A 16,648-nucleotide genomic window follows, 5' to 3' on the forward strand; every position below is an offset into this window, starting at 1 on the left:
TTTCATAAATAAGAAAAGTTTATTGAAACGAATTTCAATAAACTTTTGCAAACATCATATTTTATAATGCTTTGCAGCATTTTTACCAACTATTTTTGACTATTAAACCAGTTTTTGAAGTCTATTTTTTGAATAAACTTATTAAAAATAGCAAAACCCAAGCGCCTCCAGCAGCAATGATAATCTGCCAAAGTAGACCACCACCACCAATTCCTAATTTTCCAGCCAGCCAGCCACCAAAGATACTACCAACAATACCTACAATGATATTACCAAATAAACCAAAGCCGCTACCTTTCCAAAGTTGTCCACCTAGCCATCCTGAAATGGCACCGATCAAAAGAAAATACAAAAATTCCATAAGTCTATTTTTTATTAGTTATCCCTTAAAATTAATCGAAAAATAATCTTAAAGCCAATAAAATCAGAATTTTACAAAAATTAGCTGCATTACTGTTCCTTTTCCTACTTCTGACTGCAATACTTTGATTTTTCCTTTGTGATAGTCTTCAACAATACGTTTGGTTAACGACAAGCCTAATCCCCATCCTCTTTTTTTGGTTGTAAAACCAGGTTCAAAGATTTTTTTAAATTGATTTTTTGGAATGCCGCTTCCAGTATCTGAAATGGTGATTTTTACACTGTCGTTTTCTTCTTCAATGGCTAAATGTAATTTGCCTTTCCCCTTCATCGCATCAATAGCATTTTTTACCATGTTTTCAATCGTCCAACTATGCAAAGTAGGATTTAATTGTACTAAAATGTTTTTTTGAGGTGCCGAAATTGAAAATTCAATCTGCTTAGAAAATCTAGATTGTAAATAGTCATAAGAAAGTAAAGTTTCTGAAACAATATCTTTGGTTTCGAGTTTGGGTTCTGAACCAATTTTTGAAAAACGATCAGTAATGGTTTGCAGACGTTCAATATCTTTTTCAATTTCTTTGGTCGTACTTTCGGGTATATCTTCGGTTTTTAAAAGCTCAATCCAACCAATCAAAGAAGACAATGGAGTGCCAATTTGATGGGCTGTTTCCTTGGCCATTCCTGCCCAAAGCTTGTTTTGGGTCGCCATTTTAGTGCTTTTGTAATAATTAAAAACTAGAGCAGCAAACAAGACAATGATGAGTAGTAAGGCAATTGGATAATATTTTAATTGATTTAAAAGCGAAGAGTTGCCATAATAAAGTTTTTGAACTCTTCCTGGAGCATAAACAATGTGGATAGGCTCATTTTCACCTTTTAATTTTTCTAAAAAGAGTCTTGATTTTTTCGGATTTTGGATAATTGTGGTATCGATATTGACTGCATTGATGATGCTGTCTTTCTCAGTAAGCATGATTGGAATAGAAGTATTATTGCTAAAAATAAGAAGTGGCAAATCTACATCTGTGTTTTCATCAGCATTGATTAAAGTCTCTTGAGCATGTGCCCAAAGTTTCATTTTTAACCGCTCTTCATTTTTAAAAATTTGAAAAAAGGTATAAGTATTCCATAAAATTAAAGAAACCAAACAGAACGAGGAAGCAATAATGATCCATCGAGTGGTGTTTCTTTTATTTGAAAAGGGCATAAGTTTCTTTTTTTAACGATAAATATAACGAATTTATGATGGTTGTATTTTACTTTTGTGAAAACAAAATAGCGTTTTAACTTCAAATTATGGTAACTATAGATCCCAAAAGTATTCCTACCGCTCAGCTACAAGGTTATTTGCAAAGTTCAGTTGGTCCAAGACCTATTGCTTTTGCAAGTACAATAGATAGTAATGGAGTGCCTAATTTATCTCCTTTTAGTTTTTTTAATGTATTCAGTGCTAATCCGCCCATTTTGGTTTTTTCTCCCGCGCGTCGAGTTCGGGATAATACAACAAAACATACGTTGCAAAATGCTGAAGCTACTCGCGAAGTGGTGATAAATGTAGTGAATTATGATATGGTGCAGCAAACTTCTTTGTCGAGTACCGAATATCCAGAAGGAGTGAATGAATTTTTAAAATCGGGATTCACACCCATTCCTTCAACCATCGTAAAGCCCTATCGCGTAAAAGAATCTCCTGTACAGTTTGAATGCAAAGTCACTCAAATTATTGCTTTGGGGACAGAAGGAGGAGCGGGTAATTTAATTTTGTGTGAAGTAGTAAAGTTACATATCGATGAGTCGATTTTGGACAGTAATGGCGCCATCGATCAGCACAAAATTGATTTGGTTTCTCGATTAGGAGGAAATTGGTATTCTAGATCGAACGAAGGTCTTTTTGAGGTTGAAAAACCTTTAAACACCTTGGGTATTGGCGTAGATGCTATTCCTGGTTTTATTAGAGAAAGTGCTTATTTTGATGGGAATGACTTAGGTAAATTAGGAAACATAGAAAAAATTCCAACCGAAGAAGAAATTACTATCTTTGTAAAAGAAAATTTCGATGTCAAAGCGGTCCTCAGTGCCGACGATATGGATAAGAAATTTCAAAAAGCAAAAGAGTATTTAGTTAACGGAAAAGCAGTAGACGCTTGGAAGTTATTATTAGCCAAAAAGTAAATTTTAAGTATTATGGAAGTTTTAGGAAGAGTAAAAGTAATCAACCCTGTACAACAAGTAAGTGCTTCTTTTAAAAAGAGAGAAGTTGTAGTAACTACTGATGAGCAATACCCACAACATATTTCGATTGAATTTCAGCAAGACAAAACCGATTTATTGAACAGTTATGCAGTTGGGGAGCCAGTTAAAGTTTCTATCAATTTAAGAGGAAGAGAATGGGTGAGTCCTCAAGGCGAAGTAAAACACTTTAATACTATTGTGGGATGGAGAATTGAGAAACAAGCTCCAGTTGCAGCAGCAGCTCCTGCTCAAGCACCACCAATGCCAGCGGCAGAAACGTTTGCTCCAGCGACTAATTTTAATGAAGAAGAAGCAGACGATTTACCTTTCTAAAAGAATAAATTTCAAATTCTATTTTCCAAATTCCAAAGCATTACGATGTATTGGAATTTGGAATTTTTTTTGACGGCATTTGTAATTAAAGTATCGAACAAAAAGATGTATCATTTATCTAAAAACTTATTTTTCCCACCTGTTTCAGAAGCTAATCCTGATGGAATATTGGCTATTGGAGGTGATTTATCTCCAGAGCGTTTACAGTTGGCTTATTCAAGTGGAATTTTTCCTTGGTTCGAAGAGGATCAACCGATTATTTGGTGGTCGCCCAATCCTAGAATGGTACTTTTTCTAGAAGATTTGGTAGTGTCGAAAAGTATGCGAAACATTTTGAATCGAAATGTTTTTAAAGTCACCTTTAACCAAGATTTTAGAGCGGTTATTGCTCATTGCCAACAAGTAAAACGCGACGGACAAACAGGAACTTGGATTACAAATGATATGATTGAGGCTTATTGCAAATTACACGAATTAGGCCTTGCAAAATCGGTTGAGGTTTGGCAAGACAATCAATTGGTTGGAGGATTGTATGGTGTAGATTTAGGACATGTTTTTTGCGGTGAGAGTATGTTTTCTTTGGTTTCTAATGCTTCTAAAGTGGCATTTATTGCTTTAGTCAACCATCTTAAAATTAATAACTATCGTCTTTTGGACTGTCAAGTCTATAATGACCATTTAGCCAGTTTGGGTTGTGTAGAAATAGAACGAGCCGATTTTATGCAAATATTGAAAGGTTAATAAAATTTACCTAATTGTTCCTGATCCAACAATCTTCAACATGGTCATTGACCATGCCAGTGGCCTGCATATGCGCATAGATTACTGTGGAACCGACAAATTTAAAGCCTCTTTTTTTTAAGTCTTTACTTATCGCATCCGAAATCGGCGAAGTAGCTGGAACGTCTTTCAAGGTTTTAGGGAAATTGTCAATAGGTTTATGGTCTACAAAAGCCCAAATGTAAGTAGAGAAACTTCCAAATTCTTCTTGGATTTTGATGAAATTTTGAGCGTTGGTTACAGCGGAATAAACTTTGAGTTTGTTGCGAATGATACCAGCATCTTGTAATAATGCTTGAATTTTATGATCAGAATACTGTGCGATTTTTTTATAATCAAAAGTATCAAATGCTCTACGAAAATTGTCTCTTTTGTTTAAGATAGTAATCCAACTTAACCCCGCTTGAAAGGTTTCCAAAAGCAGAAATTCAAATAAAGTAGCATCGTCATAAACAGGTTTGCCCCATTCTTCGTCGTGGTATTTTTGGTATAGAGTGCTAGAGTTGCACCAGTTGCAGCGGTGGAGTGGTTTTGTCATTGTTTTTTTATTTCCCAATAATAGCCTTTCACTGATGGGATATAGGCATTGCCGTTTTTGATAATTAATTCGGTATGGATTTTTTTATTGTGCTTTATTCCGATGGCGCCCCCTTTTAAGATAGTTTTGTTTTCTTTGATGTCAAAGGTTAGTATTCCATTTTTGAATTTTGCATCCGAAATTCTTTCTACAAACCAAGTAGATCCCCAATAAAAGTACAATGTATGTTGTCCTGTATATGTTACCTTTTTGACGAGACCTAATGATTCTTTGGGAAAATTAAAGTTTTCTATGAGTTCTTTTTTGGTGTATGTTTTTCCAATTTGCCCATGTTCAAACAAATCTTTTAAAGGCGAATTAATTTTTTTTTCGAGAACTAAACCCGAAGGTTCAATTATTGACTTGACGTTTTCAATGAGGGTTTTACTCTCGTTTTTACGTGATGAAGAACGGGATTCGTTCTTTGAGGTTATTGTATTGCCTGATTTGGCAGAGGATTCATTTTCTGTAATAATTACAGTATTGGAGTTTTGTTCTTGTGAAGTATTGTCCTCTTTTTCGGAATCATTACCATTACAACCTACTAGGTTGAATAGTACTAAAAGAAAAATAAAGGATGTTACTTTGTTCATTTCGGGTAATTTAGAGAACTTTTGATATTGAAATCAGTTTGTTTATTTGATGTAAAAATAATGATATTCAAAATAAAATTTTGCCAAATTAATCTAAAATCAATGTTTTAAACGGTTTCTTTGGAAAGGTATTTTTTAATGAAATGATGTCCCGCATAAATTACTGGAGTTAAAAGAATAGCTATAGAAAGTTTAAAGGTATAACCCGTAAGTGCAGAACTTAGAAAAGTTTCAAAATCTATTTTTCCAGGGAGCCAAAAGGCAATACCTAAAACGATAAAGGAATCAAACAGTTGCGAAACCAGAGTTGAACCAGTTGTTCTCAACCAAATCTTAGTATCACCCGTTCGGTTTTTAAAAAACCAAAACACAGTAACATCAATGAGTTGTGAAACCATAAAAGCAATAATACTTCCAACAATAATCCACATACTTTGTCCAAAAACGGCTTGAAATTGATCATCGTTTACTGGACTAATTCCTTTAGCCGCAGGAATACTCATAGCGAGTAATAGAATGAGAAATGAATAAGCGATAAGACAAGCAGTAATAAAGGAAAGTTTACGAACACCTTTTTCTCCAAAATATTCATTGATTAAATCAGTAGTCAAGAATACCACAGGCCAAGGCAAAATCCCGATACTCATTACAAAAGGCCCAATTTGGATTAACTTACCACCAATTAGTTCTGCAGTAACAGCATTGGTAATGAAAATCCCTGCGAGAATCACAAAAACAAAATCTTTACGAGTTTTAAACATAGTTTTGAGTTTCTCAAAAATAACATTTTATTTTGATTTGGTTTCTGTTTTAGAATTAGAACAGTTGTTAAATAAAAAAAATCCCAAACGTAAAAAACGAATGGGATTAATATTTTGAAAAGGATTAAAACTAGTAAATCTGTTTTACTCCTCTAGCATTGTCGAATACGTAACTTACTAACCAGGCAATTTGACCTTGTTTTGCAAAGAAAATCTTCTTGTTTTTCATATCTGGAATTACTTCTAGACAAGTTTCTAAAAGGTTAAATGCGGCAATTAGATTTTTTTGCTGATATGTTTTTAATACTTTTTTCTTATTAGCATTGTTTTCAGCATCCAAAACAAAACGCTGGTAGTTGTTTTCTGCAATAGCTTTGATTGATAAAATATCATCATAAGTTACTGGAGTAAAGTTTTCTTCTGCTACAGTACCATTTAGCAAAGTAAACATTGCCCAAGCAGCTCCACCAGAAATGTAAACGTTGTTTTTTTGTTGAGATTCTGGTCTGTTAGTATACATTTTTGTGAAAGTTTCACGTAATGTTGGCAGATAGTTGAACATTTCTTCGTTAAACTCAAAAACGGTTTTTTGTTTACATTTTTTGTTGATTAACTCGGTCAAGGTTACAGTTCCGATATCAGCTGAGATAGGAAAGAAAACCCCAGAAGAATTGATTTCCTTTGCGTAACCGCCTTTAGTATTACCACCCCCGATATCAACAATAACAGAGTTTAAATAGTTTTTTGGAGGAATACATCCTTTAAGTAAAAGCTTAGCTTCCAAAGAAGAAGAAATTACTTCTACATTCTTTTTTGTAAGAAGTTTGATTTTGTCTGTAAGTTCGCTTGTATTGGTGGCTAAACCAACTCCAGATGATGCTACTATGAAAATATTTTTATCTTCAATTTTGTATTCTGTAAGCATTTTGTCGTAGTTCAATAAAACAACAGCTACCGCACGCTCAATGTCTTCTTTGAATAAAGTACCATCTATTGAGATACCCGTTGCTATACCAATGTTTTCTGTCCAAAATTCTTTAACATCATAATTGTTTTTCTTTAAGTTTTCAACTTCAAGAACGGTCATTTTAACACCTTTACTACCGATTTCAATTCCTCCATAAAGTTGAGCATAAGAAGAAAATGAAAAGAACAGCAGCGCAACTATAAAGTGCAATTTTTCTTTCATAATAATTTTTTAATTTGGGGTTAGGTTGCAAATCTAGATTAAAATTTGAAAAATGTATCATTTTTTTTAAATTTTATTTCGAAAAATGAGAGGGTTCTTTTTTTTAAATCACTAACCTATAATTTAACATTTCAATGTTGCTTCGTCTAAAAAAAAATCTATTTTTGCCTCTATAAAAATATTTTTGCCCCAAAAATTTTTAATTATGATAAAAAACTACCTAAACAATTTTAAAGACTTTCCAAGAGAAGTCTGGATTTTGACTTTAATCACATTTATTAACAGAGCGGGAACAATGGTTATTCCTTTTCTGTCAAAGTACATGAAAGAAAATTTACATTTTAGCTACAGCCAAATTGGTTGGGTAATGGTTTTCTTCGGAATTGGTTCTATCATAGGCACTTGGCTTAGTGGTAAATTATCAGATAAGATTGGCTTTTACAAAGTCATGGTTTTTAGTTTATTTGCGAGTGGTATCGTTTTTATTTTACTACATTATGCTAAAACATTTGAAGAAATGTGCATTGGCATACTAATTCTAACTATCATTGCGGATATGTTTCGTCCCGCTATGTTGGTTTGTTTAAAAACCTTTACCACTAAAGAAAATAGAGCAAGCGCTTATTCACTAACTCGTGCAGCTGTCAATTTAGGATTCCTTTTTGGACCAGTTTTAGGAGGTTTAATTATCATGCAATCAGGATATGAGTTTATCTTTTATGCAGATGGTGCCACTTGTATTTTAGCTATTATTGTTTTTGTACTCTTTGTAAAAGAGAAACAATTACCTATAAAATCTGCCACTGAAAAAGCATTGCCTAAAAACATTTCAGTTACGAAAGACAAACCATTTATGCTGCACTTAGTTATTTGCTTAATAACTGGAATTTTGTTTTTTCAAATATTTACCACTTTACCTTTGTATCACAAAGAACAATTCAATATGTCTGAATTTGATAGTGGATTATTATTGAGCTTGAATGGCTTGCTGATCTTGCTTTTTGAACTTCCCATTGTGAACTACGTGAGCAGAAACAAAATCAACAACCATAGAGTTATCTTTTTCGGTTTGGTCTTAATGGCTACAAGTTTTTTATTCTTATTGTATCCATGGGAAGGAATGTTGATTCCCATGATGTTATTTATGACTTGTGGCGTAATGTTGACGTTTCCTTTTGCGAATTCATTTGCTATGGAAAGATCTTATGAGCAAAGAGAAGGGAAATATATGGCTGCTTTTACCATGAGCTATAGTTTCGCTCACATTTTGAGTGCAAAATCAGGAATGGAAATCATTCAATTTTCAGGATACGAAACGAATTGGATTTTTATGTCTATTCTTGGCTTGGTCGGTTCTTTACTTGTATTTAAATTGTTTGCAATGGTTGAGAAAGAAGAATTAAACAAAGCGAGAATGATCCCCGTAGAAAGCGACGATAGAAAATAAATTTTACTTTAAATAAAAAAAACGGTAGTAATCAATTTACTACCGTTTTTTTTATGGAATAAAATTATCTACGCATAAATAAAAAGTCCCAACTTCCAATGAAGTTGGGACTTTTGTTTGATAATACAAGAAGTACATCTTTGCTTTTATTATCCTAAAGCAGCTCTTTTGAAACCAGTTACGATAAGATCTTTATCTAAAGATTTAGCATAAGCAGCAACGCTTAATTTACTATCTTTAATATAATCTTGGTTTACTAAAGTGTTGTCTTTAAAGAAACGAGCTAATTTACCTTTAGCGATATTGTCTAACATAGCTTCAGGCTTGCCTTCTTGACGTAATAAGTCTTTTGCGATTTCAATTTCTTTAGCGATAGTTTCAGCATCAACACCGTCTTCGTTAAGAGCGATAGGTGCCATTGCAGCAGCTTGCATAGAAATATTTTTAGCAACTTCGTCAGCACCTTCAATGTTTTTAGATAAAGCAGTTAAAGTAGCGATTTTGTTACCAGCGTGGATGTAAGAACCGATGAAAGCGCCTTCTAATCTTTCGAAAGCACCAATTTCGATTTTTTCTCCAATAACTCCTGTTTGCTCAATTAATTTTTCAGCAACAGTAATTCCGTTGAAATCAGCCGCTAATAATTCTTCTTTAGTATTGAAGTTTAAAGCTAAAGCAGCTAAATCTTGAGCTAATTTTACGAATGATTCGTTTTTACCTACGAAGTCAGTTTCACAGTTTAATGAAACTACAACACCAGCAGTTTTTTCAGCATTCACAACAGCGATAACAGCACCTTCTGTAGATTCTCTATCAGAACGGTTAGCCGCTACTTTTTGTCCTTTTTTACGTAAGTTTTCGATAGCTAAATCAAAATCTCCTTCTGCTTCAACCAAGGCTTTTTTGCAGTCCATCATACCTGCACCTGTGATTGTTCTTAATTTATTTACGTCTGCAGCAGTAATTGTTGCCATAATATTTTGTATTTTAATGTTAAAAGTAAAAATTCCAATTCTCAAATCCCAAATTCCAACTTTATCAGAAAGTTAATTTTCTGATTTTGGATTTTGGAATTTAAGTTTTGGAATTTAAAATTTGATTTATTCTTCAGTTGCTGGAGCTTCAGGAGCTACTTCTTCGGTAGCAGGAGCAGCTTCAACTTCTTTCTCAGCACCTCTATCAGAAAGGCCTTCGATTACAGCAGTAGTAACTAAAGATAAAATTTTGTCAATTGATTTAGAAGCATCATCATTTGCAGGGATAACATAATCTACTTCACGTGGATCAGAGTTAGTATCAACCATTGCAAAAACTGGAATGTTTAATTTTTGAGCTTCTTTTATTGCGATGTGTTCCGCTTTGATGTCTACTACGAACAATGCTGCAGGTAATCTTGACATATCTGCGATTGAACCTAAGTTTTTCTCTAATTTAGCACGAAGACGATCTACTTGCAAACGCTCTTTTTTAGAAAGTGTGTTAAAAGTACCGTCTTTTTTCATCTTGTCGATAGAAGACATTTTTTTAACAGCTTTACGAATGGTAACAAAGTTTGTCAACATTCCACCTGGCCATCTTTCAGTGATATAAGGCATATTTGCAGCTTTTGCTTTTTCAGCTACGATGTCTTTAGCTTGTTTTTTGGTAGCAACAAATAATATTTTTCTACCTGATGCAGCGATTTTTTTCAATGCTTCATTAGCCTCTTCAATTTTTGCTGCAGTTTTATATAGATTGATAATGTGGATTCCATTTCGCTCCATATAAATATAAGGAGCCATGTTTGGATCCCATTTTCTAGTCATGTGTCCAAAATGAACACCTGCTTCTAGTAATTCTTTTACTTCTACTTTGTTTGACATTTTTTGTACTAGTTTACGTTCTGTTGATTAGCAATGTACGAATGGCGATAAATCGGCTACTTACATTTAGATGCTAAACTAATTTCCCGACGCATCGGGACAACAACAACATTGTTTTTAAATTCAATAAATAAACGAAGTCTTGTACGTATTGCACAAGACAGGCAATATTAACGTTTAGAGAATTGGAATCTCTTACGAGCTTTCTTCTGACCGAATTTCTTACGTTCAACCATTCTTGGGTCTCTTGTTAATAAACCTTCTGGTTTCAATACTCCTCTGTTTTCAGCATTTACTTCACACATTGCGCGAGCGATTGCCATTCTTACAGCTTCTGCTTGACCAGTTACACCACCTCCATAAACGTTTACTTTTACGTCAAAGTTTGATGCATTTTCTGTCATAGACATTGGTTGCATTACTTTGTACTGTAAAGTAGCAGTTGGGAAGTAAGTTGCGAATTCTTTTTTGTTTACTGTGATTACTCCTGTTCCTTCTGAAACATAAACACGTGCAACAGCGGTTTTTCTTCTACCGATTTTGTGAATAACTCCCATTACTTAAGATCGTTAAGGTTAACAGTTCTAGGTTTTTGAGCACCTTGTTTATGCTCAGCTCCTACAACAACATTTAAATTTCTGAAAAGTTCAGCTCCTAATTTATTTTTAGGTAACATCCCTTTTACTGCTTTCTCCACTAATAACGCTGGGTTTTTAGATTGTAAAACTTTAGCAGTTAAAGTTCTTTGTCCTCCTGGGTAACCTGTATGACGCATGTAAATTTTGTCATCCATTTTGTTTCCTGTAAGGTTAATTTTTTCTGCGTTGATAACAATTACGTTATCTCCACAGTCCACGTGTGGTGTATAACTTGGTTTGTACTTACCTCTCAAAATCATAGCGACTTTTGAAGCAAGACGTCCTAAGTTATGACCGTCTGCATCTACAACGATCCATTCTTTAGTAGAATTGGCTTTTGTTGTTGAGATTGTCTTGTAGCTTAATGCGTTCACAATAATAAATTTTAATTAAACATTCCATCCCCAATAAAGGGGTTGCAAAAGTACAATTAATTATTTTAAATACAAATACCTTAAATGATTATTTTTCAAAGCTTTCTGCATTGATTATCAATCGTATATTCATTTTAAGATAATATTCTACTTTAATTTTTAGGAAGCTACTCATTAAAATATAAATGGTTGAAAATCTTTTTTTTGCAAAAAATCAAGTGTTTTAAGTACAAAAAAAACAAAAATAATGACTATCTTCGCTTGTTTAATGCGTATAATTGATAATTATGCTTCTTTTCATAATTATTCAAAAAACTTGAAACTATTTTCTATCCTATGAAAGCAAAAGCTACACTCAAACAAATTGCCAAAGAACTGAATGTTTCTGTTTCCACCGTATCAAAAGCACTTAATGATAGCCCTGAAATTAGTGAACAAACTAAGATTAAAATCAAAGAATACGCGAAGTTAAAAAACTACAAGCCTAATGTAATTGGTTTAAATCTTAAAAACCGTAAGACAAAAACTATTGGCGTTATTATCCCCAATATTTTGAATTCCTTTTTCGCTAAAGTCTTTAGCGGTATTGAGAAAGTTGCCGATAACAACGGATACAACGTGATTATGTGCATCTCTAATGAATCGTTAGAAAAAGAAGCTCATACCTTAGAAATGCTAAGCAACGGAACAATTGACGGTTTTGTTTTGTCTATTTCTGAGGAAGCACAAAAAGAACATGAATACAATCATTTTAAAGAAATTATTAGTGAAGGCACGCCAATTGTTCTTTTTGATAGAACTACAGACGAATTGGATTGCGACAAAGTTATTGTAGACGATTTTGACTCAGCTCTTGATTCTACTCAATATCTTATCAATTCAGGATGTAAAAATATCGCACTCATTTCAACAATTGATAATTTAAGCATTGGTAAACTGCGCCTTGAAGGGTATTTGCAAGCCTTAAAAAACAACAACTTACCTATCAACGAGAATATTATTTTGAGAACTGATTCTAGCGATGGCCTTAATGAAAAAGTAGAAGCTATTTATGCTAATAATACTATAGATGGTGTTTTTGCATTAGCCGAAGACGATTCTGTTGCTGCTTTGAAATTTGGTTTAAAGAAAGGATTAAGCATCCCAGATGAGTTATCCATCATTGGTTTTGCTGACGGAATTCTTGCTTCAAGACGCTTATCGCCAAGCTTAACAACAGTAAGTCAGCATGGCGTTGAAATCGGAGAAGTGGCGGCTCAATTATTGATTGATCGTCTAGAATCTAAAGAAGATCATTTACCCTATCAGACTAAGGTAATTAAAACTAAATTAAAAGAAAGAGAATCTACTAGATAATTTACTTGAAAAAAAGATGTGCAAAAATTAAAAGTTATCTTTTGGGATGAATTAAAAAATGAACTTCTAGCATATTTTTATACATAAAAAACGAATCAAATTGAGTAGTGATATCTAGTTCAAGAGTAGACCAATTCAGAATATAAATTATCTGTTTTTTAAGTTTTTCAACAAAACCTAAAAACAATCAATTAATTTTAGGAGATACCTTTCTATCTGAACCATTCCATCTAAATTAATATAGATTGCATCATCGGATGGCGTATGGTAGTCCATATGAACACCTGTCGTAAAATTAAGACATGGAACCCCTTGATTGTAAAAAAATTTTGTGTCCAAATTTTTTAATTGTTCTTCATTACCCAATTTTAATTTCAATCCAAAATTTTCAATTGGTACAGCATCCAAAATTATAGTTGCTGACTTTGAATTCATACATTTTAAAATTTTTAAGTCAGAATCTAAACGCCCAATCATGTCAAAATTGAGAACGCATGATATTTCTTTGAAATAATTTGAACGCACTTTTATAAAACCAGCAAAAGCTTCTGATCCATATAGCCCTATTTCATGACCCGAATAGAATACAAACAAATAATTTACGTTTGGTTTCTTACGTTTGATTAATTCACTAGCCAAACCAATAGTCATCGCAACTCCAGAAGCATTATCATCGGCTCCATTGTGGATTTGATCAGATATAAATTTAGTTGACAATGCACTTCCTAAACCAATATGATCATAATGAGAACTTATCAAGATGGTTTTACTGGAATGATTATTTACAAACACAAAACCATTGCTTGAAATTATTGTAGTGTCTTTTAATTTAACATAAAAAGTTTGTCTTTCAAATTTAATTTTACTCGACAAGCTTTTCATTTTTAACGCTATGTAATTTAATGATTTCCTCTCCTCTAAGGTACCTGTGTAGCGACCTTTTAAACTGTCATCTGCCAAAGTCAATACAACTTCTTTAAATAAAGACTTAAGAGGAAACTCAACCTTTTTTTGCCCAAATGACAAGGATGTAACTAAAACTAGAAATATTCGAAATAAATTCATTTGAAAAATTAAAAAGGGTTCTTTTGTGAAGAACCCTTTAAAGATATAAAATGTTATGTTATTATTTGACAAGATTAATTTCAACGCGTCTGTTGTTTTTTCTACCTTCTTCTGTATCATTTGAAGCAATGGGCTTTGTATCTCCATGTCCTACAGATTTCAGCCTATTTTTACTAATACCTCTTTGAATAAAATAATTCATTACCGCTTCTGATCGGTCTTTTGAAAGCTTAACATTGTCATTAGTTTCTCCTGTATTATCTGTATTTCCTTCAATTATAAAACTATCGGAACGGTATTGATTTAAAACATCTATGATAGTATTCAAGATAACATAGGATTCTGAAGTAATGGTTGATTTTCCAGTATCGAACAAAATAGCTTTAGAAAATTCTGCAATTCTTTTAATGGCTTCTTTCTTCTCTGTTTTATAGCTTTCCGTTGATTTTTCACTAGAATTATAATCTTCTTTTGGTCTTTTTACTTTCGTTAAACTTTCTGGCATAGTACCAAATTGAATTTTATTTCCATCCCACCAGATTCCAATACCTTTTCCATCTAAGTTAGAATCATTGAACAAAACTTGTTGTATATTTCTATCAAAATTAGCATCAGAAACCATTTGAGTAGCTTTATCCAAACGATTATCAACTCTATTCCCAACAGAAATCCAAGAGACTGCAACAGTACTTGTTCCATGGTTCATTTCTTTAATAGTAAATCCGTTTTTATCTATGCTAGCAATATAAACACCATTACAATTTCCTTTTGGTGTAACGGTGACTTCTGGATTTTCTCCTAGCAAAGCTTTGTATGCCTCATTAAATGCAATATAAGCAGTTCCATTAACTAATTCAGCACTTCCTTTAGCATAAATAGTTGACTCAGTACTAGTAACCGAATAAACAGGTGTTTTAACATTATTAGAAGTTGCTACAAGCTCCACATTTTTACCTAACGTATAAACATTTCCTGAATTATATGACGAAAATAATTCTCCAGAATTTAATTGACCTATTACACTTCCTTTGGATGCAGAACCGATAACGCCAAAGAAACCTCCTCCAAAACCTGAAATTTCACTATTTGTAAAAAAACCAGTTCCAGAACCATATGCATTGGATCCGTATACACCATAAGTAACAGTACTAGCAGCCTTATAGCCTAAAGACCCCCAATAATTACCATAAATCTCCGCACCTACAACTCCTCCTGCACGAGAAAAGTCATTATAATTCCATCCACCTACGCCAAAAGAATAATCGTCACCCCAAAAAGACATACCTGTAACCCCTGTATTAGTTCCATTTTGACCATAGCTAGCTCCTACGTTTTGACTATTACGATCACGATATCCATATATAGTTGATTGACCGTCTCCATTTGCTGTTTGTTGTTGACGATATACAAATAATTGAGAATTTGCTTGAAGAGGGTAATTAATACTTACTGAAGTTCCATTGTCTTGTATCATTGAGTTCCCTATTACGCCTGCAGGGCCATTGGTGAATTTAGTATGAAAATTTGTAAGTCCTGTACCTGTAACTCCAGTAGCTCCTGAAACCGTTAGATTTCCAGAAGCATCTGTTAAAACCACTCTCGTACCTGTACCCGCCAATGCCGTAACACGCTCATTAGTGGTAACAGAAGTCCCAACTACTGTATGAGTATCAGTTGCATTATCCCAAGTATTATTTGCACTACCCGCAGCAACACCTGCATTATTAAAGATGATTTGCGTATCAGCACCTGCAACAGCAGCAGATGCATTTGCATCTACATAGGCTTTAACTGCTTTTACACTTGGATATTTAGTGTCCGATGTTCCATCAGCTGCAACATCTGTGCTTTTATTCGCCACATCTTCTTTTAGTAAATCGGCATCAGTTCTATCTGTTATTTCGCTAGCTAAACTGCTAGCAAGTGTAGTTTCCGCAGTAGTCGCTCTTGTTTCTTCATTAGACAAAGCTGTTGATGCTACTGCCGCACTAGCATCTACATAGGATTTAACCGATTTTACACTTGGGTATTTACTATCCGAAGCGCCATCAGTTGTAACATCTGTGCTTTTATTGACCACATCTTCTTTTAGTAAGTCAGCTGCGGTTCTGTTTGTAACTTCAGTAGCTAAAGCGGTTGATACTGCTGCTGAACTTACATCTACATAGGATTTAACCGATTTTACACTTGGGTATTTACTATCCGAAGCGCCATCAGTTGTAACATCTGTGCTTTTATTGGCCACATCTTCTTTTAGTAAGTCAGCTGCAGTTCTGTTTGTAACTTCATTTGCCAAACTGGTAGTGATAGTATTCACACCAGTATTAGCTCTTGTTATTTCTGTGGTCAAAGCTACAGAAGGTAATGCAGTTACTGCATCCACATAAGTTTTAACAGATTTCACAGTTGGATATTTAGTGTCGGAAGTGCCATCTAGGTTTATATCAGTAGACTTATTAACTATGCTTTCTTTTAAATCTAATGCAGTTTGAGTCGCTGTACTAATTGGTTTATTTAAGTCACTTGTATTATCTACATTTTGTATTCCTAAATTTGTTTTAGCTCCTAAAACAGTAGTTGCATTAGTACCTCCATTTTCTAGTGCAACTGTACCAGTAACGTTCTCAGCATTGATAGCTGAAAAAGCAAATGGAGAATAACTAAATTCCTGATTACTAATTTCAGTGTAAGTGTCACAATTTCCACTAATGTTAATTCCTACCACCAAACTTTTCTTTGACGAATTCCAAACAATAGACTGAAAAGAATCAGCATATCCAGCGGTTTGCGATCCTTTACCTATCACTAAATTTACCATTCCAAAGCCATCCGTTTTGGTTTTTACGGTTTCCTGATATTCTACATTTGAAAATTGATCAATAAACTTGAATACCATACAAATATTTTTATTTACAACTGGGCTATTTGCATTATTCACTCCTGGTATTTGACTACCATTAGGATTTACAATTATGGCTTGATAGCTTATTCCATTTGTCTGAGCATAAATTTGAGCTCCTATAAAAAACACTATTAATAAAATTATTTTTTTCATATAATTTGAAGTTTAATTGTTAG

General features: G+C 33.5%; 17 protein-coding genes. 5 read left to right on the top strand and 12 right to left on the bottom strand.

Features of this window, described 5'->3' with window-relative positions:
* Positions 1-121: 121 nt before the first annotated feature.
* Both FLB_RS08955 and FLB_RS08960 read right to left on the bottom strand, forming a co-directional pair.
* Complete coding sequence (locus tag FLB_RS08955; RefSeq protein ID WP_064715626.1) at positions 122-361, bottom strand: GlsB/YeaQ/YmgE family stress response membrane protein; 240 nt, start codon at positions 359-361, stop codon at positions 122-124.
* A gap of 63 nt (positions 362-424) precedes the next feature.
* A complete protein-coding gene (locus tag FLB_RS08960) occupies positions 425-1,570 on the bottom strand; it encodes a sensor histidine kinase (RefSeq protein WP_064715627.1) in 1,146 nt (381 codons plus the stop codon).
* Positions 1,571-1,659: 89 nt separating this feature from the next.
* Here FLB_RS08960 and FLB_RS08965 point away from each other — a divergent pair, with 89 nt between their 5' ends.
* The 3 genes from FLB_RS08965 to aat all read left to right on the top strand — a co-directional run bounded on the left by FLB_RS08965 (position 1,660) and on the right by aat (position 3,669).
* Positions 1,660-2,535 carry a flavin reductase gene (locus FLB_RS08965; protein ID WP_064715628.1) on the top strand — a complete coding sequence of 292 codons (876 nt, stop codon included), beginning with the start codon at positions 1,660-1,662 and terminating at the stop codon, positions 2,533-2,535.
* 12 nt (positions 2,536-2,547) lie between these two features.
* The gene (locus FLB_RS08970) at positions 2,548-2,928 is read left to right on the top strand and encodes a DUF3127 domain-containing protein (protein WP_064715629.1); all 381 of its coding nucleotides are present in this window, start codon (positions 2,548-2,550) and stop codon (positions 2,926-2,928) included.
* Positions 2,929-3,033: 105 nt separating this feature from the next.
* Positions 3,034-3,669 carry a leucyl/phenylalanyl-tRNA--protein transferase gene (gene aat, locus FLB_RS08975; RefSeq protein WP_064715856.1) on the top strand — a complete coding sequence of 212 codons (636 nt, stop codon included), beginning with the start codon at positions 3,034-3,036 and terminating at the stop codon, positions 3,667-3,669.
* Between the two features lie 10 nt (positions 3,670-3,679).
* Here aat and FLB_RS08980 read toward each other — a convergent pair whose 3' ends face one another.
* The 4 genes from FLB_RS08980 to FLB_RS08995 form a co-directional block, all read right to left on the bottom strand.
* Positions 3,680-4,246 (bottom strand): DNA-3-methyladenine glycosylase I, encoded by a 567-nt coding sequence (locus FLB_RS08980; protein ID WP_064715630.1) that lies wholly within the window; start codon positions 4,244-4,246, stop codon positions 3,680-3,682.
* Entirely contained in the window at positions 4,243-4,878 is a 636-nt protein-coding gene (locus FLB_RS08985; protein WP_064715631.1) for a hypothetical protein, read from the bottom strand. The genes FLB_RS08980 and FLB_RS08985 overlap by 4 nt, the downstream gene beginning before the upstream one ends.
* A gap of 107 nt (positions 4,879-4,985) precedes the next feature.
* Positions 4,986-5,639 (bottom strand): queuosine precursor transporter, encoded by a 654-nt coding sequence (locus FLB_RS08990; protein ID WP_064715632.1) that lies wholly within the window; start codon positions 5,637-5,639, stop codon positions 4,986-4,988.
* A 130-nt stretch (positions 5,640-5,769) separates the two neighbouring features.
* Entirely contained in the window at positions 5,770-6,828 is a 1,059-nt protein-coding gene (locus FLB_RS08995) for an exopolyphosphatase (protein ID WP_064715633.1), read from the bottom strand.
* A 205-nt stretch (positions 6,829-7,033) separates the two neighbouring features.
* Here FLB_RS08995 and FLB_RS09000 point away from each other — a divergent pair, with 205 nt between their 5' ends.
* Positions 7,034-8,275, top strand: a complete 1,242-nt coding sequence (locus FLB_RS09000) for an MFS transporter (protein ID WP_064715634.1) — start codon at positions 7,034-7,036, stop codon at positions 8,273-8,275.
* Positions 8,276-8,424: 149 nt separating this feature from the next.
* On the opposite strand, the gene tsf is transcribed toward FLB_RS09000, so the two are convergent.
* The 4 genes from tsf to rplM form a co-directional block, all read right to left on the bottom strand.
* Positions 8,425-9,249: a translation elongation factor Ts gene (tsf, locus tag FLB_RS09005; protein ID WP_064715857.1), complete on the bottom strand. Its 825-nt coding sequence runs from the start codon at positions 9,247-9,249 to the stop codon at positions 8,425-8,427.
* 126 nt (positions 9,250-9,375) lie between these two features.
* Positions 9,376-10,137, bottom strand: a complete 762-nt coding sequence (gene rpsB / locus FLB_RS09010; protein WP_064715635.1) for a 30S ribosomal protein S2 — start codon at positions 10,135-10,137, stop codon at positions 9,376-9,378.
* 170 nt (positions 10,138-10,307) lie between these two features.
* A complete protein-coding gene (gene rpsI, locus FLB_RS09015) occupies positions 10,308-10,694 on the bottom strand; it encodes a 30S ribosomal protein S9 (protein ID WP_024980376.1) in 387 nt (128 codons plus the stop codon).
* Positions 10,694-11,149: a 50S ribosomal protein L13 gene (gene rplM / locus FLB_RS09020; protein WP_064715636.1), complete on the bottom strand. Its 456-nt coding sequence runs from the start codon at positions 11,147-11,149 to the stop codon at positions 10,694-10,696. The genes rpsI and rplM overlap by 1 nt, the downstream gene beginning before the upstream one ends.
* A gap of 336 nt (positions 11,150-11,485) precedes the next feature.
* Between rplM and FLB_RS09025 the strand changes: the two genes are divergently transcribed.
* The gene (locus FLB_RS09025) at positions 11,486-12,505 is read left to right on the top strand and encodes a LacI family DNA-binding transcriptional regulator (RefSeq protein WP_064715637.1); all 1,020 of its coding nucleotides are present in this window, start codon (positions 11,486-11,488) and stop codon (positions 12,503-12,505) included.
* A gap of 177 nt (positions 12,506-12,682) precedes the next feature.
* Here the strand turns inward: FLB_RS09025 and FLB_RS09030 are convergent, their stop codons facing one another.
* Positions 12,683-13,570, bottom strand: coding sequence for a M28 family peptidase (locus FLB_RS09030; RefSeq protein ID WP_197488950.1), 888 nt, complete (start codon positions 13,568-13,570; stop codon positions 12,683-12,685).
* Between the two features lie 61 nt (positions 13,571-13,631).
* Positions 13,632-16,625: an OmpA family protein gene (locus FLB_RS09035; protein WP_064715639.1), complete on the bottom strand. Its 2,994-nt coding sequence runs from the start codon at positions 16,623-16,625 to the stop codon at positions 13,632-13,634.
* Positions 16,626-16,648 lie beyond the last annotated feature (23 nt).

Source organism: Flavobacterium succinicans (assembly GCF_001662485.1).
GTDB lineage: Bacteria > Bacteroidota > Bacteroidia > Flavobacteriales > Flavobacteriaceae > Flavobacterium > Flavobacterium succinicans_A.

Coding starts and splice junctions, on each gene's coding strand:
- FLB_RS09025 (WP_064715637.1), top strand. CDS start 11,486: ATGAAAGCAAAAGCTACACTCAAACAAATTGCCAAAGAACTGAATGTT.
- FLB_RS09030 (WP_197488950.1), bottom strand. CDS start 13,570: ATGAATTTATTTCGAATATTTCTAGTTTTAGTTACATCCTTGTCATTT.
- FLB_RS08960 (WP_064715627.1), bottom strand. CDS start 1,570: ATGCCCTTTTCAAATAAAAGAAACACCACTCGATGGATCATTATTGCT.
- FLB_RS08955 (WP_064715626.1), bottom strand. CDS start 361: ATGGAATTTTTGTATTTTCTTTTGATCGGTGCCATTTCAGGATGGCTA.
- FLB_RS09000 (WP_064715634.1), top strand. CDS start 7,034: ATGATAAAAAACTACCTAAACAATTTTAAAGACTTTCCAAGAGAAGTC.
- FLB_RS09035 (WP_064715639.1), bottom strand. CDS start 16,625: ATGAAAAAAATAATTTTATTAATAGTGTTTTTTATAGGAGCTCAAATT.
- FLB_RS08970 (WP_064715629.1), top strand. CDS start 2,548: ATGGAAGTTTTAGGAAGAGTAAAAGTAATCAACCCTGTACAACAAGTA.
- FLB_RS08995 (WP_064715633.1), bottom strand. CDS start 6,828: ATGAAAGAAAAATTGCACTTTATAGTTGCGCTGCTGTTCTTTTCATTT.
- FLB_RS08985 (WP_064715631.1), bottom strand. CDS start 4,878: ATGAACAAAGTAACATCCTTTATTTTTCTTTTAGTACTATTCAACCTA.
- rpsI (WP_024980376.1), bottom strand. CDS start 10,694: ATGGGAGTTATTCACAAAATCGGTAGAAGAAAAACCGCTGTTGCACGT.
- rpsB (WP_064715635.1), bottom strand. CDS start 10,137: ATGTCAAACAAAGTAGAAGTAAAAGAATTACTAGAAGCAGGTGTTCAT.
- FLB_RS08990 (WP_064715632.1), bottom strand. CDS start 5,639: ATGTTTAAAACTCGTAAAGATTTTGTTTTTGTGATTCTCGCAGGGATT.
- aat (WP_064715856.1), top strand. CDS start 3,034: ATGTATCATTTATCTAAAAACTTATTTTTCCCACCTGTTTCAGAAGCT.
- tsf (WP_064715857.1), bottom strand. CDS start 9,249: ATGGCAACAATTACTGCTGCAGACGTAAATAAATTAAGAACAATCACA.
- FLB_RS08965 (WP_064715628.1), top strand. CDS start 1,660: ATGGTAACTATAGATCCCAAAAGTATTCCTACCGCTCAGCTACAAGGT.
- FLB_RS08980 (WP_064715630.1), bottom strand. CDS start 4,246: ATGACAAAACCACTCCACCGCTGCAACTGGTGCAACTCTAGCACTCTA.